At 50.2% G+C, this 26,026-nt stretch carries 17 protein-coding genes and 1 pseudogene; 10 read left to right on the plus strand and 8 right to left on the minus strand.

The genetic code is table 11. The features are described 5' to 3' along the window. Window positions 1–41: 41 nt before the first annotated feature. The 6 genes from OEL83_10315 (at window position 42) to OEL83_10340 (ending at window position 9,196) form a co-directional block, all read left to right on the plus strand. Window positions 42–1,070: a toll/interleukin-1 receptor domain-containing protein gene (locus OEL83_10315; GenBank protein MDK9707432.1), complete on the plus strand. Its 1,029-nt coding sequence runs from the start codon at window positions 42–44 to the stop codon at window positions 1,068–1,070. A 389-nt stretch (window positions 1,071–1,459) separates the two neighbouring features. Beyond that, on the plus strand, window positions 1,460–4,297 hold the full coding sequence (locus OEL83_10320; protein MDK9707433.1) for a hypothetical protein: 2,838 nt from the start codon (window positions 1,460–1,462) through the stop codon (window positions 4,295–4,297). 177 nt (window positions 4,298–4,474) lie between these two features. Next, window positions 4,475–5,521, plus strand: a complete 1,047-nt coding sequence (locus OEL83_10325) for a DUF4062 domain-containing protein (protein ID MDK9707434.1) — start codon at window positions 4,475–4,477, stop codon at window positions 5,519–5,521. A 276-nt stretch (window positions 5,522–5,797) separates the two neighbouring features. Then, window positions 5,798–6,343 carry a hypothetical protein gene (locus tag OEL83_10330; GenBank protein MDK9707435.1) on the plus strand — a complete coding sequence of 182 codons (546 nt, stop codon included), beginning with the start codon at window positions 5,798–5,800 and terminating at the stop codon, window positions 6,341–6,343. Between the two features lie 469 nt (window positions 6,344–6,812). Further along, window positions 6,813–7,292 carry a GNAT family N-acetyltransferase gene (locus OEL83_10335; GenBank protein ID MDK9707436.1) on the plus strand — a complete coding sequence of 160 codons (480 nt, stop codon included), beginning with the start codon at window positions 6,813–6,815 and terminating at the stop codon, window positions 7,290–7,292. Window positions 7,293–7,726: 434 nt separating this feature from the next. After that, the gene (locus OEL83_10340; GenBank protein MDK9707437.1) at window positions 7,727–9,196 is read left to right on the plus strand and encodes a nucleoside hydrolase; all 1,470 of its coding nucleotides are present in this window, start codon (window positions 7,727–7,729) and stop codon (window positions 9,194–9,196) included. Window positions 9,197–9,202: 6 nt separating this feature from the next. On the opposite strand, the gene OEL83_10345 is transcribed toward OEL83_10340, so the two are convergent. From OEL83_10345 to OEL83_10370, 6 genes and pseudogenes are all read right to left on the minus strand, one after another. Then, window positions 9,203–10,696: an FIST C-terminal domain-containing protein gene (locus OEL83_10345; GenBank protein ID MDK9707438.1), complete on the minus strand. Its 1,494-nt coding sequence runs from the start codon at window positions 10,694–10,696 to the stop codon at window positions 9,203–9,205. 395 nt (window positions 10,697–11,091) lie between these two features. After that, complete coding sequence (locus OEL83_10350; GenBank protein ID MDK9707439.1) at window positions 11,092–12,600, minus strand: adenosine deaminase; 1,509 nt, start codon at window positions 12,598–12,600, stop codon at window positions 11,092–11,094. 122 nt (window positions 12,601–12,722) lie between these two features. Next, window positions 12,723–13,610 (minus strand): hypothetical protein, encoded by an 888-nt coding sequence (locus tag OEL83_10355; protein MDK9707440.1) that lies wholly within the window; start codon window positions 13,608–13,610, stop codon window positions 12,723–12,725. 250 nt (window positions 13,611–13,860) lie between these two features. Further along, window positions 13,861–14,166, minus strand: a complete 306-nt coding sequence (locus tag OEL83_10360) for an FKBP-type peptidyl-prolyl cis-trans isomerase (GenBank protein MDK9707441.1) — start codon at window positions 14,164–14,166, stop codon at window positions 13,861–13,863. Between the two features lie 177 nt (window positions 14,167–14,343). Further along, a pseudogene (locus OEL83_10365) lies at window positions 14,344–14,826 on the minus strand (peptidylprolyl isomerase). 174 nt (window positions 14,827–15,000) lie between these two features. Continuing rightward, the gene (locus OEL83_10370) at window positions 15,001–18,072 is read right to left on the minus strand and encodes a ChaN family lipoprotein (protein MDK9707442.1); all 3,072 of its coding nucleotides are present in this window, start codon (window positions 18,070–18,072) and stop codon (window positions 15,001–15,003) included. 144 nt (window positions 18,073–18,216) lie between these two features. Between OEL83_10370 and OEL83_10375 the strand changes: the two genes are divergently transcribed. The 4 genes from OEL83_10375 to fabL all read left to right on the plus strand — a co-directional run bounded on the left by OEL83_10375 (window position 18,217) and on the right by fabL (window position 23,522). Further along, entirely contained in the window at window positions 18,217–19,929 is a 1,713-nt protein-coding gene (locus tag OEL83_10375) for a DUF4080 domain-containing protein (protein MDK9707443.1), read from the plus strand. Window positions 19,930–20,235: 306 nt separating this feature from the next. Next, window positions 20,236–21,420, plus strand: a complete 1,185-nt coding sequence (locus OEL83_10380; protein MDK9707444.1) for a 3-phosphoglycerate dehydrogenase family protein — start codon at window positions 20,236–20,238, stop codon at window positions 21,418–21,420. 333 nt (window positions 21,421–21,753) lie between these two features. After that, window positions 21,754–22,689: a DUF362 domain-containing protein gene (locus OEL83_10385; GenBank protein ID MDK9707445.1), complete on the plus strand. Its 936-nt coding sequence runs from the start codon at window positions 21,754–21,756 to the stop codon at window positions 22,687–22,689. 80 nt (window positions 22,690–22,769) lie between these two features. Then, a complete protein-coding gene (gene fabL / locus OEL83_10390) occupies window positions 22,770–23,522 on the plus strand; it encodes an enoyl-[acyl-carrier-protein] reductase FabL (protein MDK9707446.1) in 753 nt (250 codons plus the stop codon). Between the two features lie 26 nt (window positions 23,523–23,548). Here the strand turns inward: fabL and OEL83_10395 are convergent, their stop codons facing one another. Together OEL83_10395 and OEL83_10400 are read right to left on the minus strand one after the other, a co-directional pair. Next, entirely contained in the window at window positions 23,549–25,195 is a 1,647-nt protein-coding gene (locus OEL83_10395) for a hypothetical protein (GenBank protein MDK9707447.1), read from the minus strand. A 4-nt stretch (window positions 25,196–25,199) separates the two neighbouring features. Beyond that, window positions 25,200–26,015 (minus strand): ABC transporter ATP-binding protein, encoded by an 816-nt coding sequence (locus tag OEL83_10400; GenBank protein MDK9707448.1) that lies wholly within the window; start codon window positions 26,013–26,015, stop codon window positions 25,200–25,202. Between the last annotated feature and the right edge of the window lie 11 nt (window positions 26,016–26,026).

Here is a 26,026-nt window from a genome sequence, read left to right on the forward strand (position 1 = left end):
GCCGGTGATCATAATGTTACCATTTTGAACAAGGAGAAAAAATGAAGGTATTTCTTAGCTGGTCTGGAACCAGAAGTCATAAAATTGCGATGGTATTTAGGGATTGGTTGCCATCAGTAATCCAAGAAATCACTCCCTACGTGTCCTCCGAAGATATTGATAAAGGAGCACGGTGGAGTACAGATATCGCGAAGGAGCTTGAGGACTCAACATTCGGCATTCTTTGTGTCACAAGAGAAAATATTAATGCGCCTTGGCTTACTTTTGAAGCAGGTGCATTATCAAAGACTATGGACAAATCATTCGTTAGTCCATTTCTATTTGATATCAAACGTTCTGAAGTAGATGGACCTATTCTCCAGTTCCAATCCACAATTTTTGAAAAAGATGACATTCAAAAACTTGTGAAAACGTTAAATAAGGCGTGCGGCGAAAATGGATTATCGGATGAGCGTCTCGGGAAGGCCTTCAATGTTTGGTATCCAACACTCGAAAAAGACCTAGAAGGACTTAAACAGCAGGTAGTACCTGACTTGAATCCTGAAAAACAAGAGCATATTGCTTCACCAGATTCGCAGGAGATCCTGGAAGAAATATTAGAACTTTCACGAAGCAACCAGAAGTTAATTAGGAATCCTGATGGTGCGTTTGGATCGCAGCTAGAGGAAACCCGTCAAATTGTAAAAGAAATATTGGATAGGTTGGATCGTCCGAACCCATTTAAGGGGAGAAATCCTAGGCGAATTCATCCGATGATGATCGAGGAAGTAATGCATTCTACTGCAATGAGTATGAATGGCTATGTTGGCATTCAAATGACACTGGCGCTGATCCGCCAAGATTTTCCATGGGCGTATGAGTCTGGTATGGAAGCAATCACCATTTTAAAATCTCCTGCTTCAAAAGAGGACAAACAAAGCGCATTAGAAGGCTTCTATCGTATTCTGGAATTATCCTTTGATCATCCTATCATGCGGGATCAATACGAGAACAACAAGGAAATCCATATGATAGCAAGGGAACTACCTCGTTTGCTTAAGCGTGCCTTTGATAAAGCTCTTGAGGGCTAACAAAATTATCAATCAGACCGCATGAACGTTGGTGCCACTATACGACAAGTTCATTGGTGAACTCTGGTTACAATAGCCGTGGGTGGTAAATAGGGCGTTTATTAGTTCGAAAGCCGAAAAATCCAGATCAACAATGTAAATTCATATCCAGGGCAAGGTTTCCCATCGCTATGCTCCAATTTCTGCTTGCTTTTTGGCTATTGTGCCGGTCATGTTTCGTTGCCCGCAGTCGTCGAGTTTTTTGCTGGGTTTGATTTTCATTGGAAAGGCGCAAAGTTCTCGTTTGGCTCTTTCCTTTCTTTGAGAGTCAGGATTAGATTCCATTTCTTGGTCGAATAAGTTAGATGTCGACGCCCTTAATGAAAAATTATAGAAAAAGAGGAGCTATAATGTCACCGTATTCAGCCCAGGGTATCACTTCGATAAAAATAAAAAGACTGGCAAGAATTCTCTTTCATGATTTACGCAAAAATCCTTTACTAACTTTACTTTCCGATAACTCCATAAAAATAGAAATCGAGTATTTATTTTTCTTCTTGCGTTGGATTATGCCTTTAGCATTGCTTGTTAGATTTATATTACATGAGGACAAGGATGGCGATAAGGGCTTGACTCTTTATACAAATTACGATTTCTATATCATATTAATATTTTTTATAATTTACTTGTTTTTCACGCATAAGAAATTTCATTCTCTAAATAATCAAACCGAGGCATCGGAAAAGAACTGGGGCAAATTCACATCGGTAGCTGTATTCTTCGATATTTCATTCATTACTGCATTTTATGTACTTGCTAATAATCCAAGATCTGAAATCCCAATAATGTATTTTATCCCCCTTGTTTGGTCAGCAATTTATGTACCATTAAAGAAAAGTCTTTTTGGAATAATAAGTGTTGGCATATCATTTACAGTCGGTACAGGTATTATTGGTTATCAATCATTGAACTCAACTAATTTAATAAATGAATTGATTGAAATGACACTAGTGTTAATGCCGAAATTGCTATTCTTACCGATAGTAGTTCTCTTTCTTTTATGGAATACAATTAACCGCAAACTCCAAGAGAACATGTTGCTCGCTTTGTTTGAACATTCTCCAGAAGGTATTTCATTCATTGGTCAGAAAAGCTGCAATCTCACAAGACCAGGGAGTGATATGCAGATATTAAATTTAAATGCCGCCCAGCAACGACTAACACCTAATGCAAAAACAAATAATAATAGTTGTAGAGAAGAATTTCAGTCCTATACACTGGAAAGAACGAGTGTTTGTCCATGGTGTCCTGCTGAAAAAATCTTAGACAATAAAGCAAAACACAGTAGGAGCCTAACAAAGAACATTTCGCCATTAGGGCATCCAACCGCAGAAGAAATTTCGTTTTCTGATGCAAGTGCAACACCTTGTTATGACGAAAATGGTCATGTCATCGCTGCTGTAAAATTTGTAAAAGATGTAACGCCACAAGTATATACTGCATTTTTTGCAACAGAAGTACTACGTCTTCAGACAGAAGAAGACGTTCTAATAACAAGTTCAGAATTTTTCAGAAAGATGTACAAGGCGGAAAGTGCAAGAATTTTAAGATTTGATATAAATAATAGTAATATACTTGGGATAGTAGCACAATCGGATATTAATAATCCATCTGGAAGTATTGTAACGGAGTTTACAGAATCTATATCAAATGAGGTAAAGCGTTTTTTTTCCGAATGCCCATCAGAAATAGATATTATAAATCGAAAGAGAGATCTTAAAGTGGGTGTCAAAATCACTGGTTGTTTAGATTGGGAGGAATATTGTTATCCAGCCTCAAAGAACCCCAATATTATGGAAATTGCGGTGAAGTTTAAATTAGAACGTGGCTTAATAATACCAATAAAAAGTGATGATGCCTTGCTCGGTTTTGTTTTGGTAGACCAACCAGGGCATAATGTTCGTTTATCCCAATTAAATATTTTACAAGGGCAGTTGGCAGCTCAAATTGCATTTCTAGCTGTAGACAGGGCCAAATCTTTCAGCGCAAAAAATGAAGAAATAAACACAGGGGAAAAGAAAACTAAGAGTTTGAATGATATTCAGACTCTTTGTGTGGATATGTTGAAATCAGGAAATAAAGATGAGATTTTAGGTAAAGCGTTGATCGGCACCACCTCTGGACCTGGATTAGGGTATTCTCGGGCTATATATCTTAGCTTAATTGATAATACTTTAAAATTCGAGCTTGGAATAGGACCGATTACTGAAGAAGAAGCTGGCCACGATTGGCAAAATAGTAAAGATATTGACAATATGTCAGAATATTATCAGAGTCCCAATTGGCTAAGTGGTATTCAAAGTAACCACATTACTACCCAATGCAAGATATGCCCCCATATTCTATTGAAAGATATCGAAAACAGTGTTGTTGTTCAATCAATTAATAATATCCAAGGCAATAAAGGTGGAAAAGACGACTCATTTAGAAAAACTCACCTAGCGATTCATTTTGGAATTAATAGTGACTTTGTTGTTTCCCCTGTATTCTCAGGTAAAACAGTTATAGGAATAATAATTGCAGACAAGAGGCACCACCTTAATAACAATATTTCATTTGATAAAATTCAACATTTGTTTTTTCTAACTGCTTTTACTGGCGCATGCGCTATTAGCAGCCAATTAAATAGAGATCGGAGTGATGCACCTGAACGTTTCCTTCTTGAGGTACTTCGATTATTACAATCTAAGTATGATAATGAAAAGGTAAATGTTTACAAATTATATAACGTGGCCTTAAAGGTGGGTGAAAGGTTAGGTTGTACAAAAAATGAGCTTAGAGCAATCAAGGTATCTTCTTTGGCAATATGTTATACACATTTCTGTTTTCCTGATTCTTTGATTTTCGGTGATGAGAGATTAGAATCCCCAATGGATAATAGTTACATATTTAATCATCCGGACCGTGCTCGTGGGTTGATTAGACAAATTTGTGGAGACGAAGAAATTGCAAATTCAGCCTATCAGCATACTCAAATTCTAGGGAAATATCCTGAAAGCTCGTCTTACCCCATTAAGGTTGCGAGAATATTGGGAATATGTGAAGGTTACTTGGCAATAACTGAACCAAAAAATTACCGTAAAGAAACCTCCTTAGATCATGATAAAGCGATAGAAGAATTACGGATAAAGTTAGGGACAAATGAAAATCTAATTATTGATGCTTTAGATTTATCTATGAGAGAATAAGACTATGGAAAGTTTCTTGAAAAAATTTATCACATTGATGACAAAAACAATAATATTTTCTCGTTTATTAGTTTTACAATTTTGGAGTGGAACGAGGGCCACTTTGCGAATTTTCAACAATAAAATTCACCAGACAAGCTGGTGATTTTACCGTTATCTATTTTTTGGAGCATTTGAATGCAAATTGAAAAAAGATATCAGGTTTTTATTAGCTCCACATACCTTGATTTAGAGCTAGAGAGAAATGAGGTGATGCAAGCGCTTTTAGAGCTTGAATGTATGCCTGCAGGTATGGAACTTTTCCCGGCGGCGAATGATACTCAATGGGATTGGATTAAAAAGGTAATACTAGAATCAGATTATTACATTGTTATGGTTGGTGGCCGATATGGCACTATTTCACCAGCTACAGGCTATAGTTACACTGAAATGGAATATCGGTTTGCTTTGGAAAATGATATCCCCACAATTGGTTTTATCAGGAATAAAGCTGAAGAAATTCCTCACAAATTTTGCGAAACTGATACTGAGAAAACAAAGAAATTAGAATCATTTAAAAATTTGGTTAAAACGAAGCTTTGTAAATTTTATGATTCGCCATCAGATTTAGGAGCAAAGGTTAGCAGAAGCATAACGCAATTAAAGAAACAATATCCTGCTGAAGGCTGGGTAAAAGGAAAGGTTTTAAAAGAACTACCATCTTCTGAAGATTTATTCAAACTCAAAAAAGAAAATGATAACCTTAAAAGTCAAATAGCAGAACTAGAGAAGAAAATTGATTCAAAATTCGAAAATTATTCAAGCGGCAACGATACTGTTGATATCAAATTCAATTTCATTAGAAAAAAACTTGATCCTTCAACTGGCGGTTTCAAGAAAATTGGGGATGAAATTAAATTTTCTAGATTTACTTGGGATCAAATTTTCTACTTCGTTGGTGGTTCAATTTTTAATAAGGAAAGATATTTGCAATTAAAATTTGTCGAGTTAATTGAGGAAAAAGAAAGAATAAAACTTGAAGCCCAATACAGCGATGAAAGAATATATGATTTTAGTGTATCGTCATCTGTATTTAGGAAAATAATTTTTCAATTAAAAACACTAGAATTAATACATGTTAGCGATCAAATTGGGCCAGATGAATATTTCGGCTTAACCAAAAAAGGCCATAAGCTATTAGAGCAATTGGCCGCGATTCCTAAAGGTGATTGCAAAATAGAATAGTATCTATATTACCATGCCTTTCAGCTCGACTCGTTTCGCTCGCGTCTGCGGAGGAATAGGGTCGGGTCTTGAAATTTGCAGAACCCATGATATCAAAAAACAAGACCTGACCCTCAGCTCGTTCATTGATATTTGTTCACCAGAGCAGTGTCAATATTTAAAATAACAATCCCATTAACTCAGACGGGAAGAATGTTTGCGGCCTGACGGGCTAGCTCGGTGGCCCTCTGGTTACGGGTAGCGTTGTGCTTTTAGAATAGCAAAGAGGTGATCATAATGGATTCAAATGTTGCTTCAGCTCTTATCTCAGGCATTTGCTCGATTATTTCTGCTTTTGGAGCCGTATATCTCAAGGAATATATGGATGCTCGGAAGACCCTGTCAACAGAGGTAAAACCGACGCAAGCACCTATCGAAGTACTTCAAGCAGAAGTTTCTCCATCTTCTTTTAAAAGAAACTCGCGCACCTTTTGGCGGCCATTATTTATTATCATTGGCAGTTTCGTATTCGGTTTAGTAACACGATCCTTACGCCCAATTTTTAATAGCGGCACACATTGGGAATCCTTAATAGCGCTAATTGTTCTCATACTCTTCGCATTGGCTATCTCAATATTTCATAGGCGACATGGATACCAGATAGGCTTTCAACTTGAAAATTTTGCAATGTGGACAGGGTGGGCTTCGGGTTGGAGTCTGTTTCATGGAAGCATTTGGGGAGATGTATTGGTGGTGACTATCGCTTGGTGGTTTGGTTGTGCATTAGTGGGCGGTTTATTAGTGTCAATTCGCAGAAATAGAGGCGCACAACAACGGCATTAAGGCGACGGCAAAAAGCCGCCGCGCCTTATACCGGACGTTTCGCATTTCATCAATTTCAGGCCGACGATGGTTAAGGAAACCAACAAGATCGATTTTATTGAGTTTCCGGCGCAGGACGTCAAAGAAATCGCTTCGGTAAAGCGGTTCTACGGTGATGTATTTGGGGGTCGTTCAAAGGCTGGGGGGAAGACTATATAGATACAAAAAGTAGCGGGCTTAGTAGCGGTTTCAATGCTGATCCACAGCATCGGCCGAGCAAACCGTTGGTGGTCGTATACAGCCAAAATTTGGAGCTTACCCGTTCGAAAATACTCGATGCAGGCGGAAAGGTGACCAAAGAGATATTCTCTTTTCCGGGAGGCAGACGTTTTCACTTCACTGACTTGGCTGCCAACGAACTCGCAGTCTGGTCTGATCAATGAACCCCAGAAATAGGGACAGAAATTCATCCGTTTGCCAAAGAGATTGCATGCAACTTCCAGACGAAAGTATCGTTGAGAAAGCCACCGTCGAAGATGCTGAAGAAATACTTGCCCTGCAAAAAACTGCGTATGTAAGTGAAGCTGAATTAATCGATGATTTTACAATACCGCCCTTGCATCAGACCATCGATGATATCATTTCTGAGTTTAATCATCAGGTAATTTTGAAGTTTAAACTCGAAAAGAGAATTATTGGTTCAGTTCGATGCTATCTGGAAAAAGGAACGTGTTATATAGGCAAATTGATTGTACATCCTGACTATCAAAATCTTGGCATAGGCACAAAACTTTTACGTGCAGCAGAATGTCAATTTCAGCACGCAGAGCGATATGAATTATTCACAGGCGAAATGAGCAAGAGAAACCTGCATATATATGAGAAGAATGGTTACCGGGTTTTTTATAGTAAAATAATTTCGCAAAAACTGACTTTACTGTTTCTGGAAAAGATAAACAAGAAAGCATAACAAGGGCATCAGCCTCGCTCCCGAGAGCAGTGTTTTACTGGACTCGGAAGTTCAGTTTCAGCGGCAGGTTACCTCTGCAGATATTTCGGTCAGAGTACAATTAATCGTTCTTTTTCCGCCAGCTTACCGGACGACCCGGTTTCTTCGCCTGTATCCGCCTGCCTTTAACACCGCGAATTCTTATCGAATTCAATACCGTATCGTATTCGTCCGTTCTTGCCTTTTTCCTTTCTTCGGCCCTATAATCGGTAAGTACCGCGATTTGCTGCAAGGGGTGCATTCCCTTGATGGTTGAGTTAAATGGTTAATTTCAAAAAGGATATCCCGAATCATGGTTCTTTACGGCAGATTTTCAGGAGTACGGCACGGATCTTGGTCGATTAGCTGGTCTGCTTGAACGCCACAGCCAGCAATAACCTTTAGGAGGAAAAGGAATGGAAAAGATTTGGCAGCAGAAATTGGTGTGGGTGGACACTGATATCACCATCGGTCATAAATCGGGCCTGTTCAGCTACTGCGATGTCGATGACGGATATGCCCTTACCGCCTTGCTTCGCTCCGAGCAGGTGGAGGTGATCGGTGTCAGCTCCACCTTGGGCAACACCGACGAAATCCGCGTTTCCACCGGGATCGCCCGCGATTTTCTTGGCAAGTATGGACCGAACAGCGTATCCGTCTATCAGGGGGCGGCCGCCCGGCTTCCCAAGGATCTTGCCCAAACGCCGACCAACGAGGCGGTCGAGAAGTTGGCGGATTTGCTAAAAAACAACCGCTTGACCATCCTTGCTATCGGAGCGGCCACCAATATCGCCACCCTGCTCCTCAAATACCCAGAAGCCGCCGCAGGTATCGACGAAATCGTCCTCGTCGCCGGCCGCAGAAATCTGGACGAACATTTCATCTCCGGCCACCATCAACCCAAGCCTTTCCGCGACCTGAACTTCGAGTTCGACCCGCAGGCCTTCGAGGTGCTGCTGCAATCGAAACTCACGTTGGCCCTCGTTCCCTACGAAGCCTGCCGTCAGATGTGGATCCGCTTGGGGGATCTGTCGCGCATCGGCAAGGCAAACAAGGTGGGGCATTTCCTGGCCGAACATTCTCTTGGCTGGATCACCGAATGGGAGGTGGTCTTCGGCGCCAAGGGTTTCAACCCCTTCGATCTGGTTGCCGCCGGCTACGTCATCCGTCCCGAACTTTTTTCTGCCCGTTCCTGGCAGGCGACCATCCAATATGGTCCGGACGATACCGCACCGGGCAAGACCAAACCCTATCTCGTCTGCAACGATTCCATCACCTGCGGACGGACGGTCAACTACTGTGTGGGCATCGCCGAAAGCTGCCCGGCGTTCCTGCTTGAGCGGATCTGCACCCACGATATGGCTGCCTTCGTAGTCGGTCAATCCCACATCAACGTAGTTGTTCCCGACATCCAGGAGGCCAGCGAATTCTACGGGCGGGTTCTCGGTTTTCAGCAGGCCTTCGACCAAGACGGCAACAAGATGGATTATGCCGGTGTCGTAATGGAACCTTTTGCCCTGGATGCTGGAATTTTAAAAGGAGGCGTCAATGTCGACGTCCGCTTCCTCAAACATCCCCAGGCCGAGATCTATCTTGAGCTGATGGCCTACCACGCCCCAAAGGGCAACCAGAGTCTGCCGCCGCAACCGAAGACCTACGACGTTGGGGGCGTGCGGCATATCGCCCTGGAAGTCGCCAACTGCCGAGAGGTCTTCGACTACCTCCGTGGTCAGGAAGGTGTCACCATGATCAATACCGATGCCGCCTACCGACCGGTCAAACTTGACGGTTTTCCCATCACCTTTTTCTATTGGATCGATAAATACGGAATCCAATGGGAAATGGAAGAAGGCCGGCGGATCGGCATGTCACGGGGTATCGTTTAGATTGGGTTAAACCGCCGGGGTCTTGTCCCCCGCGGCCGCCTTGTCACGACGGATCTTTTCCATGATTTCAGGATAGAGCTTCTCCATGCAATCCGGGCAGACGCCATGGCTGAATTGCGCCTCGGTATTGTCCTGGATATACTTCTCGATCTTCTGCCAATAGCCCTTGTCGTCGCGAATGTTCTTGCAGTTGGCACAGATCGGAATAAATCCGCGCAGGGTCTTGATTTCGTTCAAGGCCTCCTGCAATTCCTTGATGACTGCCTCCCTTTCCTCCGCCGAGGTTTCGACGAGACGGTGCAGCGCCTGCAGGTCCTGGACCTGTTTGCTTCGGTAATCCTGCACTTCCAGGGACTGCACCGGTTCGGTGTCGGCGCGACCGACGCCGTCTTCGGCTAAAGTCAGAACGGTCATGGTCTGGCTCAGGAACATATTGTCGTCTTCGTTGCGAAAATACTCACCGTAGCAGAAAAACCCGGCGGTGGGCGCGAGACCGGCCAAGGGCTGCAGCTCCAGCTTGCTGTCTTCACCCAGCACCCATTTGCGACTGAGACAGGAATAGATAAAAACCACATCGCAGGGACTGGAGGCGAACCGGCTGAAGGTCGCCCTGGCCGATTCCGCAACCAGACCTGAATGGCAGAAGGAGAATTGTACCGTTTCGCCGGTGTAGAAGGGTGCCATGAACTCCAGGGAGCCGTCCGGCAAAACCCGATTGGCATGTCGCGCCAGAAGCACGCCATGGCGTCGCACCACCAGAGGAAATTCGGCTGCGGATTGGGGCAGGCGCCCGGCGATATGCTCTCCAAGATAATGGGAATACAAGTCCTTGGCCGGTCGATTGTCGATGGTGTGGATGCAGGTTCCGGTGGCGGCAGTGATGGTCATTTTTTTGCCGAGTGGTACCCAGCTGAGATTGTAGTCGGTACCGACCCTCAGGGAGTCACCGGACAGGACGGCGGCGGCGGCTCCTTTGCCGGTATGGCCGTGTTCGGTGAAGACAAAGGTCTGTTTGGCCAGTCCGTTATCCCCCGCTTGACCACCGCTGATGACCAAGGTCGGGCACGCCTCCTGAAAGCCGGCAAGCAGCGGTTCGCCGTTGACTGCCCCGCCGTCCTTGATTCCGCAACCAAAGACAATGGCTAATCGGCAATCCTTCCGGGCGAGGGCAAGCCCTAGGCGACGACCAGCATCGTGCATGTCGTCATTCTGATCGATGAAGGCAGTTTGCACCGTAGTCTTGTCGAACCGGGAGAAATTGATGACCGTTGTCTTCTCAAGGGAGGCACCGTCCATGATCTCGCCGGCAGTAGTGGCGCCCAGTATCGGGACGCCTGGGAAAATCTTGGTCAACTGACCAAGCAGCTCTGCGACGTAGTCCTCCGCCGGATTGCCGGAGAAGACCTGAATGAGAAGATGTTGCGGGACATACTCACCGAGTTTTTGTTTGGCCTGAAAAAGATCATCGGCGGAACTGTATTGGATATTAAAACTAAACATCGGCCCTTCTCCTCCCCCGTAAATAGTAGTCGATGAAATCGGTCACAGCCTTTCTCCATCAATATCTCACCCCGATTACCGGAATAAGTGGCTTTCCTGTATCGTCAGGCTACTTGCTGTTCGGGGCATTTTCAAGATGTTTCTCCGATAGTAAAGGGAGATGGCAAATAACAGGTTGTGTGGATCAGAGTATGATTAAAATCTTCTCAGGTATCCATTTCTCCATTCGAGAAATTCTCGAATTCCTGGGGGGCAGTTTGCCGAAGTGTCTGGTGAGGGAAAAACATATCTTTTCTCCTCAATTCTCGAAATCGACTATTTCTCAGTGATGGTGGTGTGCTAGGGATGAACGACCCGGGGGCTGCCGCATCTCCAAGGTTTGGCCGAGGAACTGGCTACCTTGCTTGCGGTGGTAAGCTGGCAATGCGCGCCTCAAACCGGGCGAAGCGCTTGTCCAGTTTGACGATTTCCTCTGCCTTCTCGTTTTTCGACAGGAAGGAAAAGTGGATACTGTTGTAAACGACCTCTTTGAGATTGTCGTAGGAAGGTTTATAGCGACTGGTATAGAGAAGGTATTCTCCGCTCAAATTGTTGCGCGACACCCCCGGGTCGTCGGTGGAGATGACGAAGGGTACCCCATGTCTGGCATACAGGCCTACGGGATGGGCCTCGTTTTTGATGCCGAGGATGAATTCGTTGCTGGTCAGATTGACCTCAACGGCGACCTTCTTTTGTTTCATGATGTTAAGAAGCTGCGGGGCATCGGTTTCATGGGCGATATCGATGCCATGGCCGATACGATCGGCACCGGCGACCAGCACTGCCTCACGAATATGATGGCGCAGGCCCTCGGGCGGTATCATCCCCAGCACCAGTTCACCGGCATGCAGGGACAGTTTGACGCCGGGGTAGTGCCTTTTGAAAAACTCGAACATCTTCATATGCAGGCTGTAATCACGCATCGCCACATGCCGATTTTCCGGCCCGAGGATGTTGACGCCTACCACCAGCGGCGTCCGTCCGGCAGCGGCAAAAGAGGTGAATAAGCTGCCAAAGACCTGGGCCGGCGGGTTGTTGCGTGACACATAGGTCTGAAAACGCAGCTTGAAGTCTTCATCATCCAGGCCGCTGGCCGCAGCCTCCAGGGATTTTACATAGCCATCAATCTTGGCAAGGGTTTCGGCATCACCTGCAAGTATGGCGAAGGCCCTGTCCAAGGCCTCATGCATTTGCTGCTCGGGGGTGTTTGCAGTTAAGGGGCCGATGAGCGCAGCTACTTCTCGGTTTTCCACCGACGGCCCGCCCTTCAGCATGGTTTCCAGATAGCTGATGTTCTCATCTTTGGCCCGTACCTTTAACGATTGCAGGCCTTTATTGACATCATAGCCGGACACCGTGCCGAAATAGCCGAAGGTATCGAAAAACTGCTGATCCGGGGCAGGTTGCTGGTGAAAGTGATTGCCATAATCCTTGTCCGACCAGCGTTGCAGAAGTTCCCGGTAGAAGGCATTGTCATTGCGAACGGCATCGGCACTGGCGCAGGCCTGACGGGCGGCATCGCTTAGTTCCTGCGGTTTTGATTCAATCCGAAACCGCTCGATCTTTAAAGAGGCGTCGGTTGATGTGTATATACAGAAATTCTGGGCCTCCACCCAATCCAGATAGGTTTCGGCATAGATGGCGCCTGAGTAATGATGGTGCACGTCGCCACCCTTCGGTAACATATTGGTAAAGAGGGTCAGCTCAGCGATATTCGGTGTATTGCCGGAAATGAGGTGGGTGTAATGATTGCGTGTAGCGGTGAGATTGTCCCGCAGGCTATTGTCGCTTTTTTCTCTTGCCTCGGCACTGCCAAGCAACAGTGCGCAACAGAGCACCAGGCAGATCTGTATTGATATTTTCATAGTAGCAGTTGCCTGGCGCACCATTGTGGAAGGAAGAGGTTTCACCTTGCAAAAAGAAAACCCCGCTTCATACCGTACAAGGGTGTAAGATTCGTACGAGCAGCCAAACTGCTCGACTCAGTTTATCCGCGGATATTACGGATATACGCCTTGGTCAGGGATGGATGGCTCTTGATGGTTTTATCAAGAGCTGTTGGCAGTTTGCTGGTTAAATAGTCGTCGATCTGGGTATAGGTCATTTCCTGGTTTATAGCCTCGTCCACCGTGCTGCGGAAAAGGTCTTTGTCCCGGTCGTTGTCAATATAGGCGAGGATGCCGGCGGTTGAAGAGGCCTTTTGACTTTGTTCCAGGGCAGCTAATCGCACCACCAAACCATCGATATCCTTTCTGGTTTGGTTTTGTAGAACCTCAAGTTTGGCGATTTGCCCAATCATTTCCTGATCGGAGCCGGATTGAATTTTGGCGGTAAGGCCGGCCACCACTTCCTTGATGGCAGTTTCCGAGGCCTGCAATTCGTGGATTGCCGTGCTCAATCCCTCAATTTTTTCCTGGAAAAGGAGGGCTTCTCCTTCTAATTCCGTGATTTTTCCATTCAACTTCGAGTTGCTTTCCTGCAGATGGTTTATCTCCTGTTTCATCCGGTTGTACACCTCCACATCGATAGTTGCAGCAGAATGGTCTTTATCGCAGCATGCCCACGCATTGCAGGATGTTAAAGCGATCTGAGCGAAGTTTTTTTTTAAGTCCGCATACATTTGTCCTGCCTGATCGGGAGATACCATGGCCACTGCCCCAAGAAAGATTGCAATAAGCGTGGCGATGCAGATACCCAGGCTAACAGTCATTCCGATGACAAAGAGTATGGAGTTGCCGATGGCCGAAAGAATGGCCAAAATGCTGCCACCGACGCCGCCCGTTCCCGAGGATGCAGCTATTGACGCCAAGATAATTACCCCCGCAAGTACCGCGGCGGATTGCTGAAGAGGTCGTTTGAATTGATTATTTTTCATTGTATTCTCCTGGAGCAAAAAAATTCTTGGAGGTGCACACTCATTGCGATGAAAGACCAATAGCACCCGCTTGGTGAAATGTTGGATGATTGGTTTTTCAGTTTTTCAAAAAGCATATCATAAAAGTATTTGATCAACCAAGGATAGTGTCAAGATGAAAGGTAATATTTTCAATGGAAGGCTTTTGCTTGGAGTAATGGGCGGCTGAAAAGATTTCCTGCCGCCCATTGCTTCGACTATCTATTTTTCATTATTGAAAATTTACCAACTCTACATCAAAGACCATATAGGCATTCGGTGGGATCGGGCCCCGTCCGGATGGCCCGTAGCCAAGCTGGGGCGGGATGATGAGGACGCGCTTCTCGCCTTTTTTCATGGACAACAGGGCCTCGTCCCAGCCTTTGATTACCTGACCGCGCCCTACCGGGAAGTCGATAGGCTGGCCGCGATCGACGGAGCTGTCGAATTTCTTGCCGTTCAGCAGCTTGCCGGTGTAGTGGACGGTGACCAGTGCGCCTTTTTGCGGGGTCGCACCCTGACCTTCAGCGACGACCACATATTTCAGTCCGGACGGGGTGGTAACGGCGGTTGGCCATTGGGACTTGATCTGCTGCTGTTCCGCTTCCTGTGCCGCCTTTTCCTTGGCTATTTTGTTCTTCTCAAAGTTGCCGAGCAGGGCGTCAAAGGCCTTCTGGTCGGCCTTGAAGGCCTCGGCGGCAGCGCCGACGCGGATGATTTCGACGGATTCAATGACATCGCCGGTGGCGATTTTGTTTACGACATCCTGGCCGGAAACAACATGGCCGAATACGGTGTGTTTGCCGTCGAGCCAGGGAGTGGCAACATGGGTGATGAAAAACTGGCTGCCGTTGGTGCCCGGTCCGGCATTGGCCATGGACAGGATGCCTGGGCCTGCGTGGGTAAGGCTCGGATCGATCTCATCGGGGAAGGTGTAGCCCGGGCCACCGGTGCCGGTGCCGAGCGGGCAACCGCCCTGAATCATGAAATCGGGAATTACCCGGTGGAATTTCAATCCGTCATAGAATTTATCGCCTTTCATCTTGGCGCCACCGCCCAGATCCTTGACGCCTTCGGCGAGACCGACGAAATTGGTGACCGTCAGGGGGGTTTTGGTGAACTCAAGGGCGCAGATGATCTCGCCCTTGGAGGTGTTGAACTGGGCGTAGAGGCCGTCTTTCAGTTTCGCTTTTGCCATTACTGATTCTCCAGATAGGGTTATACAACTCATGATGAATACCAACAAAGTGCAGATCTTATACATCGATTCTCCTTTTGCAAAGGGTTGAGATTAAAAAAACACCTCCAGAATGCCCGCCGGAGGATGTGTGCTGTTAGTTATAATCCTTATTTTACAGTACGTTAGTGTTGGTCATGGGTGGTTCGGAGGCAGCTGCCGAGGGGGCACGGTGAGTTCCACCGTGAGGGCCAGTTCCTGGCCGGTGTCGCCAGCGCCGCGAATTATCGTGATTGGTATTGTATCTCCTTTTCGGCAATCGAGCATGGCAATATACAGATCCGTCCTGTCGGTAACGGCCGTGCCGTTGATCTCCTTGATAATGTCGCCGACGGCAAGTCCTGCCGCCGCGGCCTTGCCGTGCGGGCTGATCTCGCTGATTTTTAAATAGAATCGGCCATCCTTCTGCAAGCTGTCGAGAACGATACCGATTTTTGGTGATTCCGGCAGGTCTTGCAGGGTGGCAAGGAAAAAGTAATCGGCAACCTGGTCGAGATCGGCGGGAGCGCCGTTATTGTAAAGATTGACCACCGAGGCCTGGCGTACCGGAACTTGCCGGGCAAGACGGGGGGGAATCCCTGAATCTTTCCGGGTATGTTGCGTTCCGGCAAGAACCACTATTCGGCGTTCGGGATGTATCTTGATATATTCGGCGATATTCGCGGCCATGGTCTCATCCCAGAGGGCTTGGGCCTGAAGAAAACCGCTGGCCGCCCCCGTGCCGTGTTTGCCTTCGACGTGCATGTCGTGAACCTGGGCAAGCCGCTCGGCATATCCGGGCATGTCCAGGACCCGGTCTTTCGGCAGCGATCCGAGTATCTCGGGGCTGAGGTCGTCGGTGCCACCGCTGCGGAACACCTCGGTGGTAATCTGCCGGTCAAGATTGAGGCCGATGATGGGAATTTTCCGTGATCTGGCGAAGTTGACAATATCCCGGAAGAAACGGTAGTCGTAGTTCCATGCCTGGTAATATCCTGACTCTTTAAGAAAACTCTTCTCGTCCATTTCTTCGCCGAGGATATAGCGATCAAGAGCTGGTTGCGCCGAGGCGGGAAACATCTCCATGCCGATGGCCAGGAGTGGATTTTTTTTATACAGGGCCTCGATTATCCGCAGCTGCAGCAGGTGATCGGCAAAGTTTGTATGGGTTTCACCTACGTAGACGACCTGTTGGGTGGCCAGCTGGTCGATGATCCGGGGGAAGGCGGCAAGCGGCGCGGTGGCCCCACCCCGGGGCAACTCCTCCAGGACGAAGCGCAGGCCGGATTGTACCGGTTGAATACGTTTTACGGTGTTGCGGCCGCCGGTAAATTCGAGGTAGGAGTATTTTCCGTAATGGCTGAGGCGGCCGATTACCGATGGGGTTGTTTGCGGGTCGCGACTGGTTATCAGCACCGCGACATGGCCGGGCGACAGCGGATTGCGCCGGACATCGACGATCAGTCCTGCGGCCGAGGCGGGAGGTGGCGGACCGAAGAGAGACCTCGCCGGGGCCTGGTCGGTGCCGAGAAAGAGCAGGTCCTTGTCGCGCAGGTCCTTGTTGCCAACCTTTTCGGCGGTGGTAACCGTTAAACCCTTGCCGGCAAAGGAGTCAAGGAGCGGCTGGAATTGAGCCCTATCGCTCTCCCCGGCAAGAATGGCCAGTTTCTTTTCCGAGCCTAAAAAACGTGACCAGACTGGGGGGAATTCTTCGGCGGCAAGACGCCTTGAAAATGCGTGGTCAGGATCGATGGTGAACTCCAAAGGCCGTTGGTCGAGGCCGATGGAAATCTCGGTGATGAGTTCGCTAATCTCTTTTTGAACGGTAATTTCTCCACCCGGCGTTTTGATGCGGATAGGCAGGTCGAGGGTGAAGGGTTTGTCGGTGGTCTGACGGAGAGTAAAGCTCAGTGTCGATCCCTTGCTGGCTGCTGCCACCTCGATATTCTCCACCGCCAGGGCCGGAATATCAGCCCTCTCCAGGCGTTCGTTAAAAAATGTATGCAGGTCGAATTTTGCCACTGCTGCAAAGCTTGTCCGTAGATCGTCCCAACCGGCTGAACGGTCTCGATAGGTGGCATAAAAGTGCCGCAGACCGGCAGTGAATGCCTGGCTGCCGATTTTTTCCCGCAGTTCATAAAAAAATAATGAGCCGCGATTGTAGCCGACCGCCCGTTTTGCCTCGGCCATGGTCTGGGTATGGCTGGCCGAGGCGAAGGACCGTAACAGAATGGCCCCGTCCTGACCGGCGTAGCTGAGATACCGGGTGATTGTCTCATTGCGGTCGGCGATGCCTTCGCCGGCCTCCTCCCGGTAAGCGTGGTCGGCAAGAAACGCCGTCAGCCCCTCACACCAGTTACCGCTGGCAGGATCAACCTGCACTGCGTTGCCAAACCAGGAGTGGACGATTTCGTGGCCGAGGGAGGTGGCCTTGATAAAGGGCAGGCGCAGCACCGTTTGTCCGAGCAGGGTGAAGGTCGGGATGCCGTAGCCGGTCGGCAGGCGGTTGGCGACGATGGCGTAGTGGTTGTAGGGATAGGGGCCGATTTCCCGCTCATAGCGGTTGAGATACTCGGCCGCCGCCTGGAGATAGCCGTCGGCAAGCTCGGCATCTTCCGGGAAGAACAGCGAATAGACAAAAAGGTTCTCACGTACCTGCCGTTTGTGTATGGTGTACGGACCAGCGGCAAAATGGATAGCGGTTACCGGTTTTTGGTATACCGACTGGACTGTATTGCCCTTTTCAGCGAGGGGAAAGGTGTCGGATTCGGTGATTGCCTTGAAACGGTCGGGCAGGCTGGCGGTGAGTTTAAAGCGCATCGGCTGATCGGGCAGGGGATGCCAGTCGGTGTTCAGTGAAATCCCTGAATGGCTGATGAGATTGTCTTCCTCACCTTCCACTGTTTTGCTGTAGGAAAGAGTGAGCCACCGTTTGCTGCTTGAGGCAGGAAGGATCAGGACGTCGCTCAGGTCAGGGATCTCGCTTGCCAGGCCGGTTTCGTCGCGGAGCTGGGCGCTGGTCACCGTCATTCGCGGAAAGGAAAGGATCAACCGTTGTCCCGGCAGAATGGTCAGTTTGGCAGTGCCGCTGAGCTTGCCTGACTGTTCTCCAGGAGTAAAGGTAAGCGACAGCTCATAGTCGGCTACTGCTGATTCAGCGGCGCGAAGCGGCAGGGCAAGGGCTGTCAGAATGAATAAAGCAGTTATCAGGAGCACGGAACGTTTCATGGAAGAGTAGGCATAAAATGGTTGGCAGATTGGCGGAAAGGGTGTTCTTTCAACGCCTTTGACCCCATATGGTACTCATGAATTGGCTTTCGTGCTAAGAAAAATTCCCGCAGGCGGGAACAGGATATCTTCGCGGTGATAGCAGTGCACAAACAACAGACAAAGGAATCTATTAAGATAGTCGGCATCAATGCCCGGTATAGCCATTCTTGCCTGGCCCTTTTCTATGTCCGCAATGAACTGGAAAAGAACTGCCCGACCATGGCGGGCGATATATGCCAGTTTACCATCAACGACAATTACTACGAGATGGTGATCAGGCTCAGCGCCGGCAGCCCTCGCTATGTCTTCTTCTCGGCGGCGATCTGGAACAGCAGCCTCGTCGAACGCCTCACCCGCGACCTGGGAATCTGCCTGCCGGACTGCCGGGTTGTCATTGGCGGTCCCCAGGCAGCGGTCCTCGCCGGGCGACTGGGACCGGACAGGTGCACGGTCGTGCTCGGGGAGATTGAGGGCCTTGGCGGCGAATTTTACCGCGATCTGCAGGAAGGGACGCTTCAGCCTTCCTATACCGGGGGATTTTTCTCCCTGCCGAATCGCGGCTTTGCCTACCCTTATCGGGAGGACGATTTTACGCTGCATCTGGCCAACCGGCATATCTATTATGAAAGCTCCAGAGGCTGCCCGTTCAGTTGCAGCTATTGCCTGTCCGCCGCCGAAACGGGCTTGTACCATAAGGAAATGACGGTGGTGGAGGAGGAACTGCGCCAGATCCTCAGCCATAGGCCGAAGGTGGTACGGTTTATCGATCGTACCTTTAACGACCGTCCCGACCGGGCACTGGCGATCTGGCGGTTTTTAGCAGCCGAGGGTGGCGAAACCCTCTTTCATTTCGAGATGGCCCCGGACCGTTTTACCGAGGAGATGTTTGTCTTTCTGCAGGGGCTGCCTCCCGGTCGTTTCCAGTTCGAGCTTGGCATTCAATCAACTCACCCGGCAACCCTGGCGGCGGTCAACAGGCGTGTCGATCCGATTGAGGCGGGAGAAACCATTGCCCGGCTGGCCAGTGCCGACAACATCCATCTCCATGTTGATCTCATCCTCGGCCTGCCCTTTGAGACGCGGGAGACCTTTGCTCGTTCCTTCCGGGACGTCTACGCCATGGGCGCACACTACATCCAGATGGGCCTGTTGAAGATCCTGCCCGACACCCCAATCTACAGGGATGCCGAGGAATTTGCCTACCGTTTTTGCGCCGAGCCGCCCTACGCGGTCCTCGCCAATAAGTGGATGGATCATGCAGCACTTGGTGAATTGTACTGGTTCTCGGAGGTTGTCGAGAAATTCATGAATAATCGGTATTTTGTCAGTTTGTGGCGATATCTGCGACGGCGCGGAGAAGATGTCTTTGCCTTTTTCCAGCGTGTCCTGGAGCTTTGCCGTAATCGCAATTTCTTTCAGCTGGCGGCGACCCAGGAATTGCTGTGTACCATTCTCGTCCAGCTGGCCAGCGAACGTGCCGACGGCCCCGTCCTCGTTGAACTCCTGCGTTATGACTGGCTGCGTTGCGGTTTCCGGTTTTTGCCGGATTGCCTGGGAGAGACAGCCTTCTTGGAGCCTCCGGAAACGACCCGCTCGGCCCTGTACCAGACCCTGCCGGGCGAGTTGACCGGGATGTACACCCCGGCCGGTCGCAATCACTTCTTTCGCAAATCCTTTTTCCTGCGGTTTTCCGCTAAGGCGCTTGCCGAGATTGGACTGCCGGTGGAAACAAGATCTGCTTGTTTGTGCTTTCTTGCCGAGAAGGAGCCCGGCCTCTTCGGTTATACCAAGGTCTTGATACTCCCATCCACTTGACGGGAAGTTCACCTGTCTTGTCGGCCAAAGGCTCTTTCATACCGACATTCTGGAAAAAAGTTGACCTCCGCTAAGGGCGGTATATAGTAGACGGCTTGTTCAGCGGAGGGCTAATTTTTCCTCCGAGCCTTTTACTAAATGGCCTTTTCGCCCAAGCTCTGCGTTATGCTCAAAATTTTATCCTCGGAATATTAACCATATGCCTGCGGTAAAATTTTTTCGCATGCCTTGATCTTCGACGAAAATTCTCATTTTGCAAAAGGCTCTCCCTTAAAACGTTTTGCCAACTTAACCAGGAGATATCCCATGTCCCAATATAAAGTGAAGAAGATCAATAATATAGCCAAGGAAGGCCTGCGGCTGTTCGGAAAAAATTTTGCTGTTTCCGCCGAGGAAAAAAACCCCGACGGCATCGTCCTGCGCAGTTCACAGTTGAATGTCGATGACTATCCGGAGCTGCTGGCCGTTGCTCGCGCCGGAGCCGGTACCAATAATATCAATGTCGCCCGGGCGACCGAGAAGGGCATCTGCGTTTTCAATACCCCGGGTGCCAATGCCAATGCTGTGGTCGATCTGGTTTTTCCGATGATCGGTGTATGGAAAAGAAATATCTACCGGGGTATCGATTTCTGTAAATCCCTCGCCACCATGGACCCTGCCAAGGTCAGCGGCGAGGTCGAGGCGAGGAAAAGTGCCTTTAAGGGCGAAGAGATCGCTGGCAAGACCCTGGGAGTCATCGGCCTTGGGCAGATCGGTGTCCGTCTCGCCAACGGCGGGGTATTCAGGTATATGCACGTCAACGGTTTTGATCCCGCCCCGGCACTTGCCAACATCCACCAGCTGTCTCCTGAGGTACGCATCTGCCGGTCAATCCGCGATGCCGTGGAAGATGCCGACATCGTCAGTCTGCATCTGCCCTTGAATGACCGGACCCGCAATCTGGTCAACAAGGAATTCATCGCCCGAATGAAAAAGGGCGCGGTGCTGGTTAACTACTCACGCGGGCCGATTGTCGAAGAGCAGGCAGTTATCGAGGCCCTGGACAATGGCGATCTCGACGCCTATCTCTGCGATTTCCCAACACCCGCCCTGGTCAAGCACGCCAAGGTACTGACAACGCCGCATCTTGGCGCCTCGACCGCCGAGTCGGAGGGAAATTGTGCCACCATGGCGGTAAAAGAGCTGTCGAATTATCTGCAATACGGCAACGTCGAACACAGTGTCAACTTTCCCAATATCGAAGCAACCCCCGCCGATAAGGTGCAATCCCGGCTTATTGTTATCAATCGTGATGTACCTGGGATGATTGCCTTTGTCTCTAATATCTTCGGGAACAACCACCTCAATATCGCCAGTTATTTGAACCAGTCAAACGGCACGGTGGGATATAATATCATCGATGTGGAATCGGCGATTCCTCCGGTCATCGTTGAACAAATATTGAAAAATTCGGATGTTATCCGCACCAGGGTAATCACCTTCAACAAATAGCGGTGACATTCATCCGGGAGGGCGGTATAAAAAATACAACCCTCCTGTCTCGTGCTATTGTGGGAAACTTGCAGTGAAGGGGATGAATTGCTGCAGTAGGGTTCAAATTATTGTACAATTCCGGCCCAGTAGACGACCTGCTGCGAATGCCTATTTTTTTAAATTGTTGAATATATTGACATATAAATTCATGCCAAGAGTTGGCACAGTATATGCTATAGGGAATATGCTTTATCTTTTCTCTCTTTTCTCCTGGAAAAACCGGACTTCTGCGCGGGGGTCCGGTTTTTCACTTTTCACAGAACGCAGTTTCCCTCTTTTTCCCTTGAACTGATGAACGACTTGTCCTTGCAGGTGGTGCTGCAGAGGTGTGTCAATTATGAACGGGCCACTGTAACAAGCCGTGTCGAAGCCGCCCTTGGCCACCTTGGCCGCACTGCGGGGATGCATGGGCAAACGGTCCTCCTCAAACCCAATCTCATCAGCGGCGGCGGGCCGCCGCTTTCCTGCACCCATCCGCAATTTGTCGCCGGTGTTGCCGCCTGTTTCCTCGATCGCGGGGCAAAGGTGCTTGTCGGTGATTCACCGGCTTTCGGCAGCGCCACCAAGGTTTGCGAGAAACAGGGGATAAGCCGGGCACTGCGGGGCATGGGGGTGAAGATCGTCGACTTTGCGCATCCCCTGCCGCAAAAGCTTGCTGGAGGTCTGACCGTCACCCTTGCCCGGGAGGCCCTGGAGTGTGATCTCTTTGTCAATCTGCCCAAGGTCAAGGCCCATAACCAGCTGTATGTGACCTTGGCGGTAAAGAACCTCTTCGGTATCGTCAAAGGGGTCAATAAGGCAATGCTACACATGGTGCACGGCGCGAGCCACCAGGGCTTTGCCGGGATCATCCTCGATCTCATCGAGACCTTGCCGCCCCAGGTGCATCTCGCCGACGGCATAGTGGCGATGCATCGATCCGGCCCCCTTGACGGCGAGGCTCTTCCTCTTTCCTGTATGGCCGCGGCAGAGTCGGCGGTGGCCCTTGATACTGCCCTTCTTGCCGCCCTAGAGCTCAATCCGCATCGCAGCCCCCTTTGGCAGGTCGCCGCCAAAAGATGCCTTGCCGGCAGCGATGCCGACACCATTACCTATCCGGAGCTTTGCCCCAAGGATTTTTTTGGCTCGGGATTTGTCGCGCCGGCCAGCCTCAACCCAATACGTTTCAATCCGCTGCGGTTTTTTCGCGGTTTAGTGAAAAGGGTGATATTGAAGATTCATTCCTGATGGGGCATTCTTATGCTTGCGGCAGACACATTCTTTGCCGGTCTTATTACAAACATTAACGCAAATGAGGATAAGGATTTATGTTTGATTTACAGGGAAAAGTAGCACTGATAACCGGCGGCTCCCGGGGAATCGGCAGGGCGATCGCCATTCGTTTGGCGGAATCAGGGGCCGACGTGGTGGTCAACTATGTCCGCCATAAAAAGGACGCCGCGGACACCGCCGAAGAGGTGGAAAAGTTGGGCCGGCGATGCCTTCTGGTAAAGACCAATGTCGCCAACTCGGAGGACGTCGAACAGATGTTTGCCACCATCGCCGCCGAGTTTTCACACCTTGACATTCTGGTCAGCAACGCCGCCTCGGGAGTCTTGAAGCCGGCGCTTGAGCTCACCGAACGGCACTGGAACTGGGCCATGGATATCAATGCCCGGGCACTTCTGCCTCTTGTCCAGCAGGGGCTTCCCCTAATGAGTCGCGGGAGCCGGATTATAGCGGTGTCGAGCCTTGGTTCGGTCAGGGCCATCGAAAACTATACGACGGTTGGAGCCTCGAAGGCGGCGCTGGAGTCACTGGTCCGCCATCTGGCGGTGGAACTCGGGCCGCGGGGAATCAATGTCAACACCATCAGCGCCGGGGCCGTCGATACCGATGCCCTTAAACATTTTCCCAACCGGGACGAGATCCTCAAGGCAGCCACCGAGCGCACCCCCCTCGGGCGATTGACGACGCCGCAGGATGTTGCCGATGTCGCCCTGTTCCTCTGCAGCCCTCTGGCCGGGATGATTCAGGGGCAGATAATAACCGTCGATGGCGGCTACGCCATCCGCGGTTAGCAGGCTTTGCAAGCAGGCACCGGCCGTCAATTTTGCAGTCGGCCGATGCCTGCCCGGGCCATCAACAGGACGATACAGAGCGACAGCACCACTGTGCCCAGCCCCCAGAGCCCGAGGTAGAAAAGGTCGAGGGGCGGGCAGGGTACTCCTCTGATGGCGCTTCGTACCACCCGGTAGGTTGGCATGACGCCGGCGCCAATGACCACCAGCTCGTAAAAGACCGCGGCAAAGAGAAAGAGGATCGCCCCCGGCCCCATTGAGGCAGCCCGGTTCTCCGCCTTAAAGTCGGCAAAGTAGGCACCGAAACCAAGCCCTAAACCAAGGGTAGTCCAGGTGATGATCAGCGCGGCAAAGAGAGATATCCACCACATCGGCCCGGAGATCTGCAGAAGGGAATTGGAGGCGACGATCAGAATTGCCGACAGGATGGTGAACGGTCCGAAATAAAAGAGATACTTGTACCAGAGATAGCGCGGCAGAGACAGCGGTGACGAGGCGATCAGGTAGAAGGCGCCCTTTTCGCCACCAATGGCCGGATAGACAAAACGGGTGGCAAGAGAGGCCGCCAGAAAGCCACATAGGCCGATATTGGCAAAGGCTATGAGATTGCTGATGGCAGCGGTCGGCATGGGCGAGCGGTCGAGGGGCAGGGCCTTGAAGTTGTACAGATAGACAAAGATCAGGGCGCCGATCATGAAAAACTGTGACCACTCGCTGGAGTCCCTGGTAAATTGCCGAAGTTCCTTGCGAAACAGCCATGCCAGCCGGCCTTTGAAGGAGCGCACCGGGCGAAAACGCCGGTGGCCGCCGAAGGACTCCTGGGATTTTGAGTACCCTGTCTCAAAAAATTTGTCCATCGCCATTTCCCCAAGAAAATACAGGACAAAGGGGGTGGTGAGGAGGAGCCCGGCGAGCAGCCAGTCGATTTCCCGGTCGAGAAGATACCTGGAGAGCAGGTCGGCGGCCCATCCGGCCGGCACCCAGGGCCCGGCCGGTGTAGAGATAGCGCTGAAATATTCGATGAACTCCCCGTATTGATCGGGATTGACCAGATCTTCCGGGCGAATCAGTCGAAAAATCAGGTAGAGAAATAGACCGAAACAAAGCGACAGATACAACACGATGTCCTTGGTGCGTTTAGCCGGGAACAGGTAGACGATGCCCACCGTCAGGAGGAGGGCGAAGGTTGAGGCGATGGCGGTAACCGCCGGTACCGAAAATATCAGGAGGGGCCAGAACAGCGGGCCCGCATCAAAGACCTGGCCATAGGCGCCAAAAACCGGCAGGGAGAAAATGAGCACCATCCACGAGGTGCTGACGGTGGTGGTGAAAAAGCGCAGCAGATAGACCTCTCGCGGGGCAACCGGCGCGGCCAGGAGGATCTCGTTGTCCTGGGAGAGGTAGAGGGTGGAAACGGCGGTGATCATCGACGAAAAAATCAGCATGGCGAACATGGTGATCCACACCATCTGCAAAATCTTCAGGCTGAGAATGATGCCCAGCTCGTTCTGGCCGTGAAAGTACCTGAGTACCTTGTAGGTCCCGAGATAGATCAAGGTACAGATCGCCAGGCCGAACAGGATGATCGCCAAAAGGCGCAGATTGGCCTTCTTGCCCGGGAAGAGTCGGTTTCTCGTGGTATGCAGCCAGGGCTGGAAGAGACGCGGCACCATATTATCAGACCTTGGCCTCGGGGATCCCGGCGGTACCGGCGGTGTTTCCGGCCGAGCGCAATGCCGAGATAATGGCATGCAGTTCCGAGGCCCCGGTCAGTTCGAGAAAGATGTCTTCCAGGTTGTCACGGCCATAGCTGGCCGCACCGCGCAGTTCCTCCATCGTTCCCTCCGCCTTGATTCTGCCGTGGACAATGATACCGATGCGGTCGCAGAGTTCCTCGGCGATTTCCATGGAGTGGGTGGAAAGCAGTATTCCTGCCCCCGCCTTGGCCTTGCTTTTTAGCAGTTCTTTAACGATACGGGCACTTTTCGGGTCGAGGCCGACCATCGGCTCATCGATGACGATGAGCGGCTGATCCAGCATGAAGATCGAGGTCATGATCAGTTTTTGCCGCATGCCGTGTGAATAGCCCTCGATGAGGTGATCCTTCCAGCCCGTCAGGTCGAAAAGCTCCAGATAGCGGTCCGCCTCATGGAGCGGATCCGGGCCAGTAACGCTGTAGAGGCTGCTGATAAAACCGAGATATTCGGAGCCGGTAAGTTTTTCGTACAAATAGGGACGATCTGGGATATATCCGGTAAGGTTTTTGCAGTAATACGGCTGCGATGCGAGATCTTGGTCACAGATGGTGATCGTTCCGCCGGTCGGTTGGAGGAGTCCGGCAAGCATCTTGATGGTGGTGGTCTTGCCGGCGCCGTTCGGGCCGAGAAAGCCGTAGATCTCGCCGGCGGCAAGGTTGAGGCTGACCGCGTCGACGGCGGTGAAGGAGCCGAATTTTTTGGTGAGGCAATCGATCTTAAGCAGACTGGGTCGCATGGCTCATTCCT

It is taken from the genome of Desulforhopalus sp. (assembly GCA_030247675.1).
Lineage (GTDB): Bacteria > Desulfobacterota > Desulfobulbia > Desulfobulbales > Desulfocapsaceae > Desulforhopalus_A.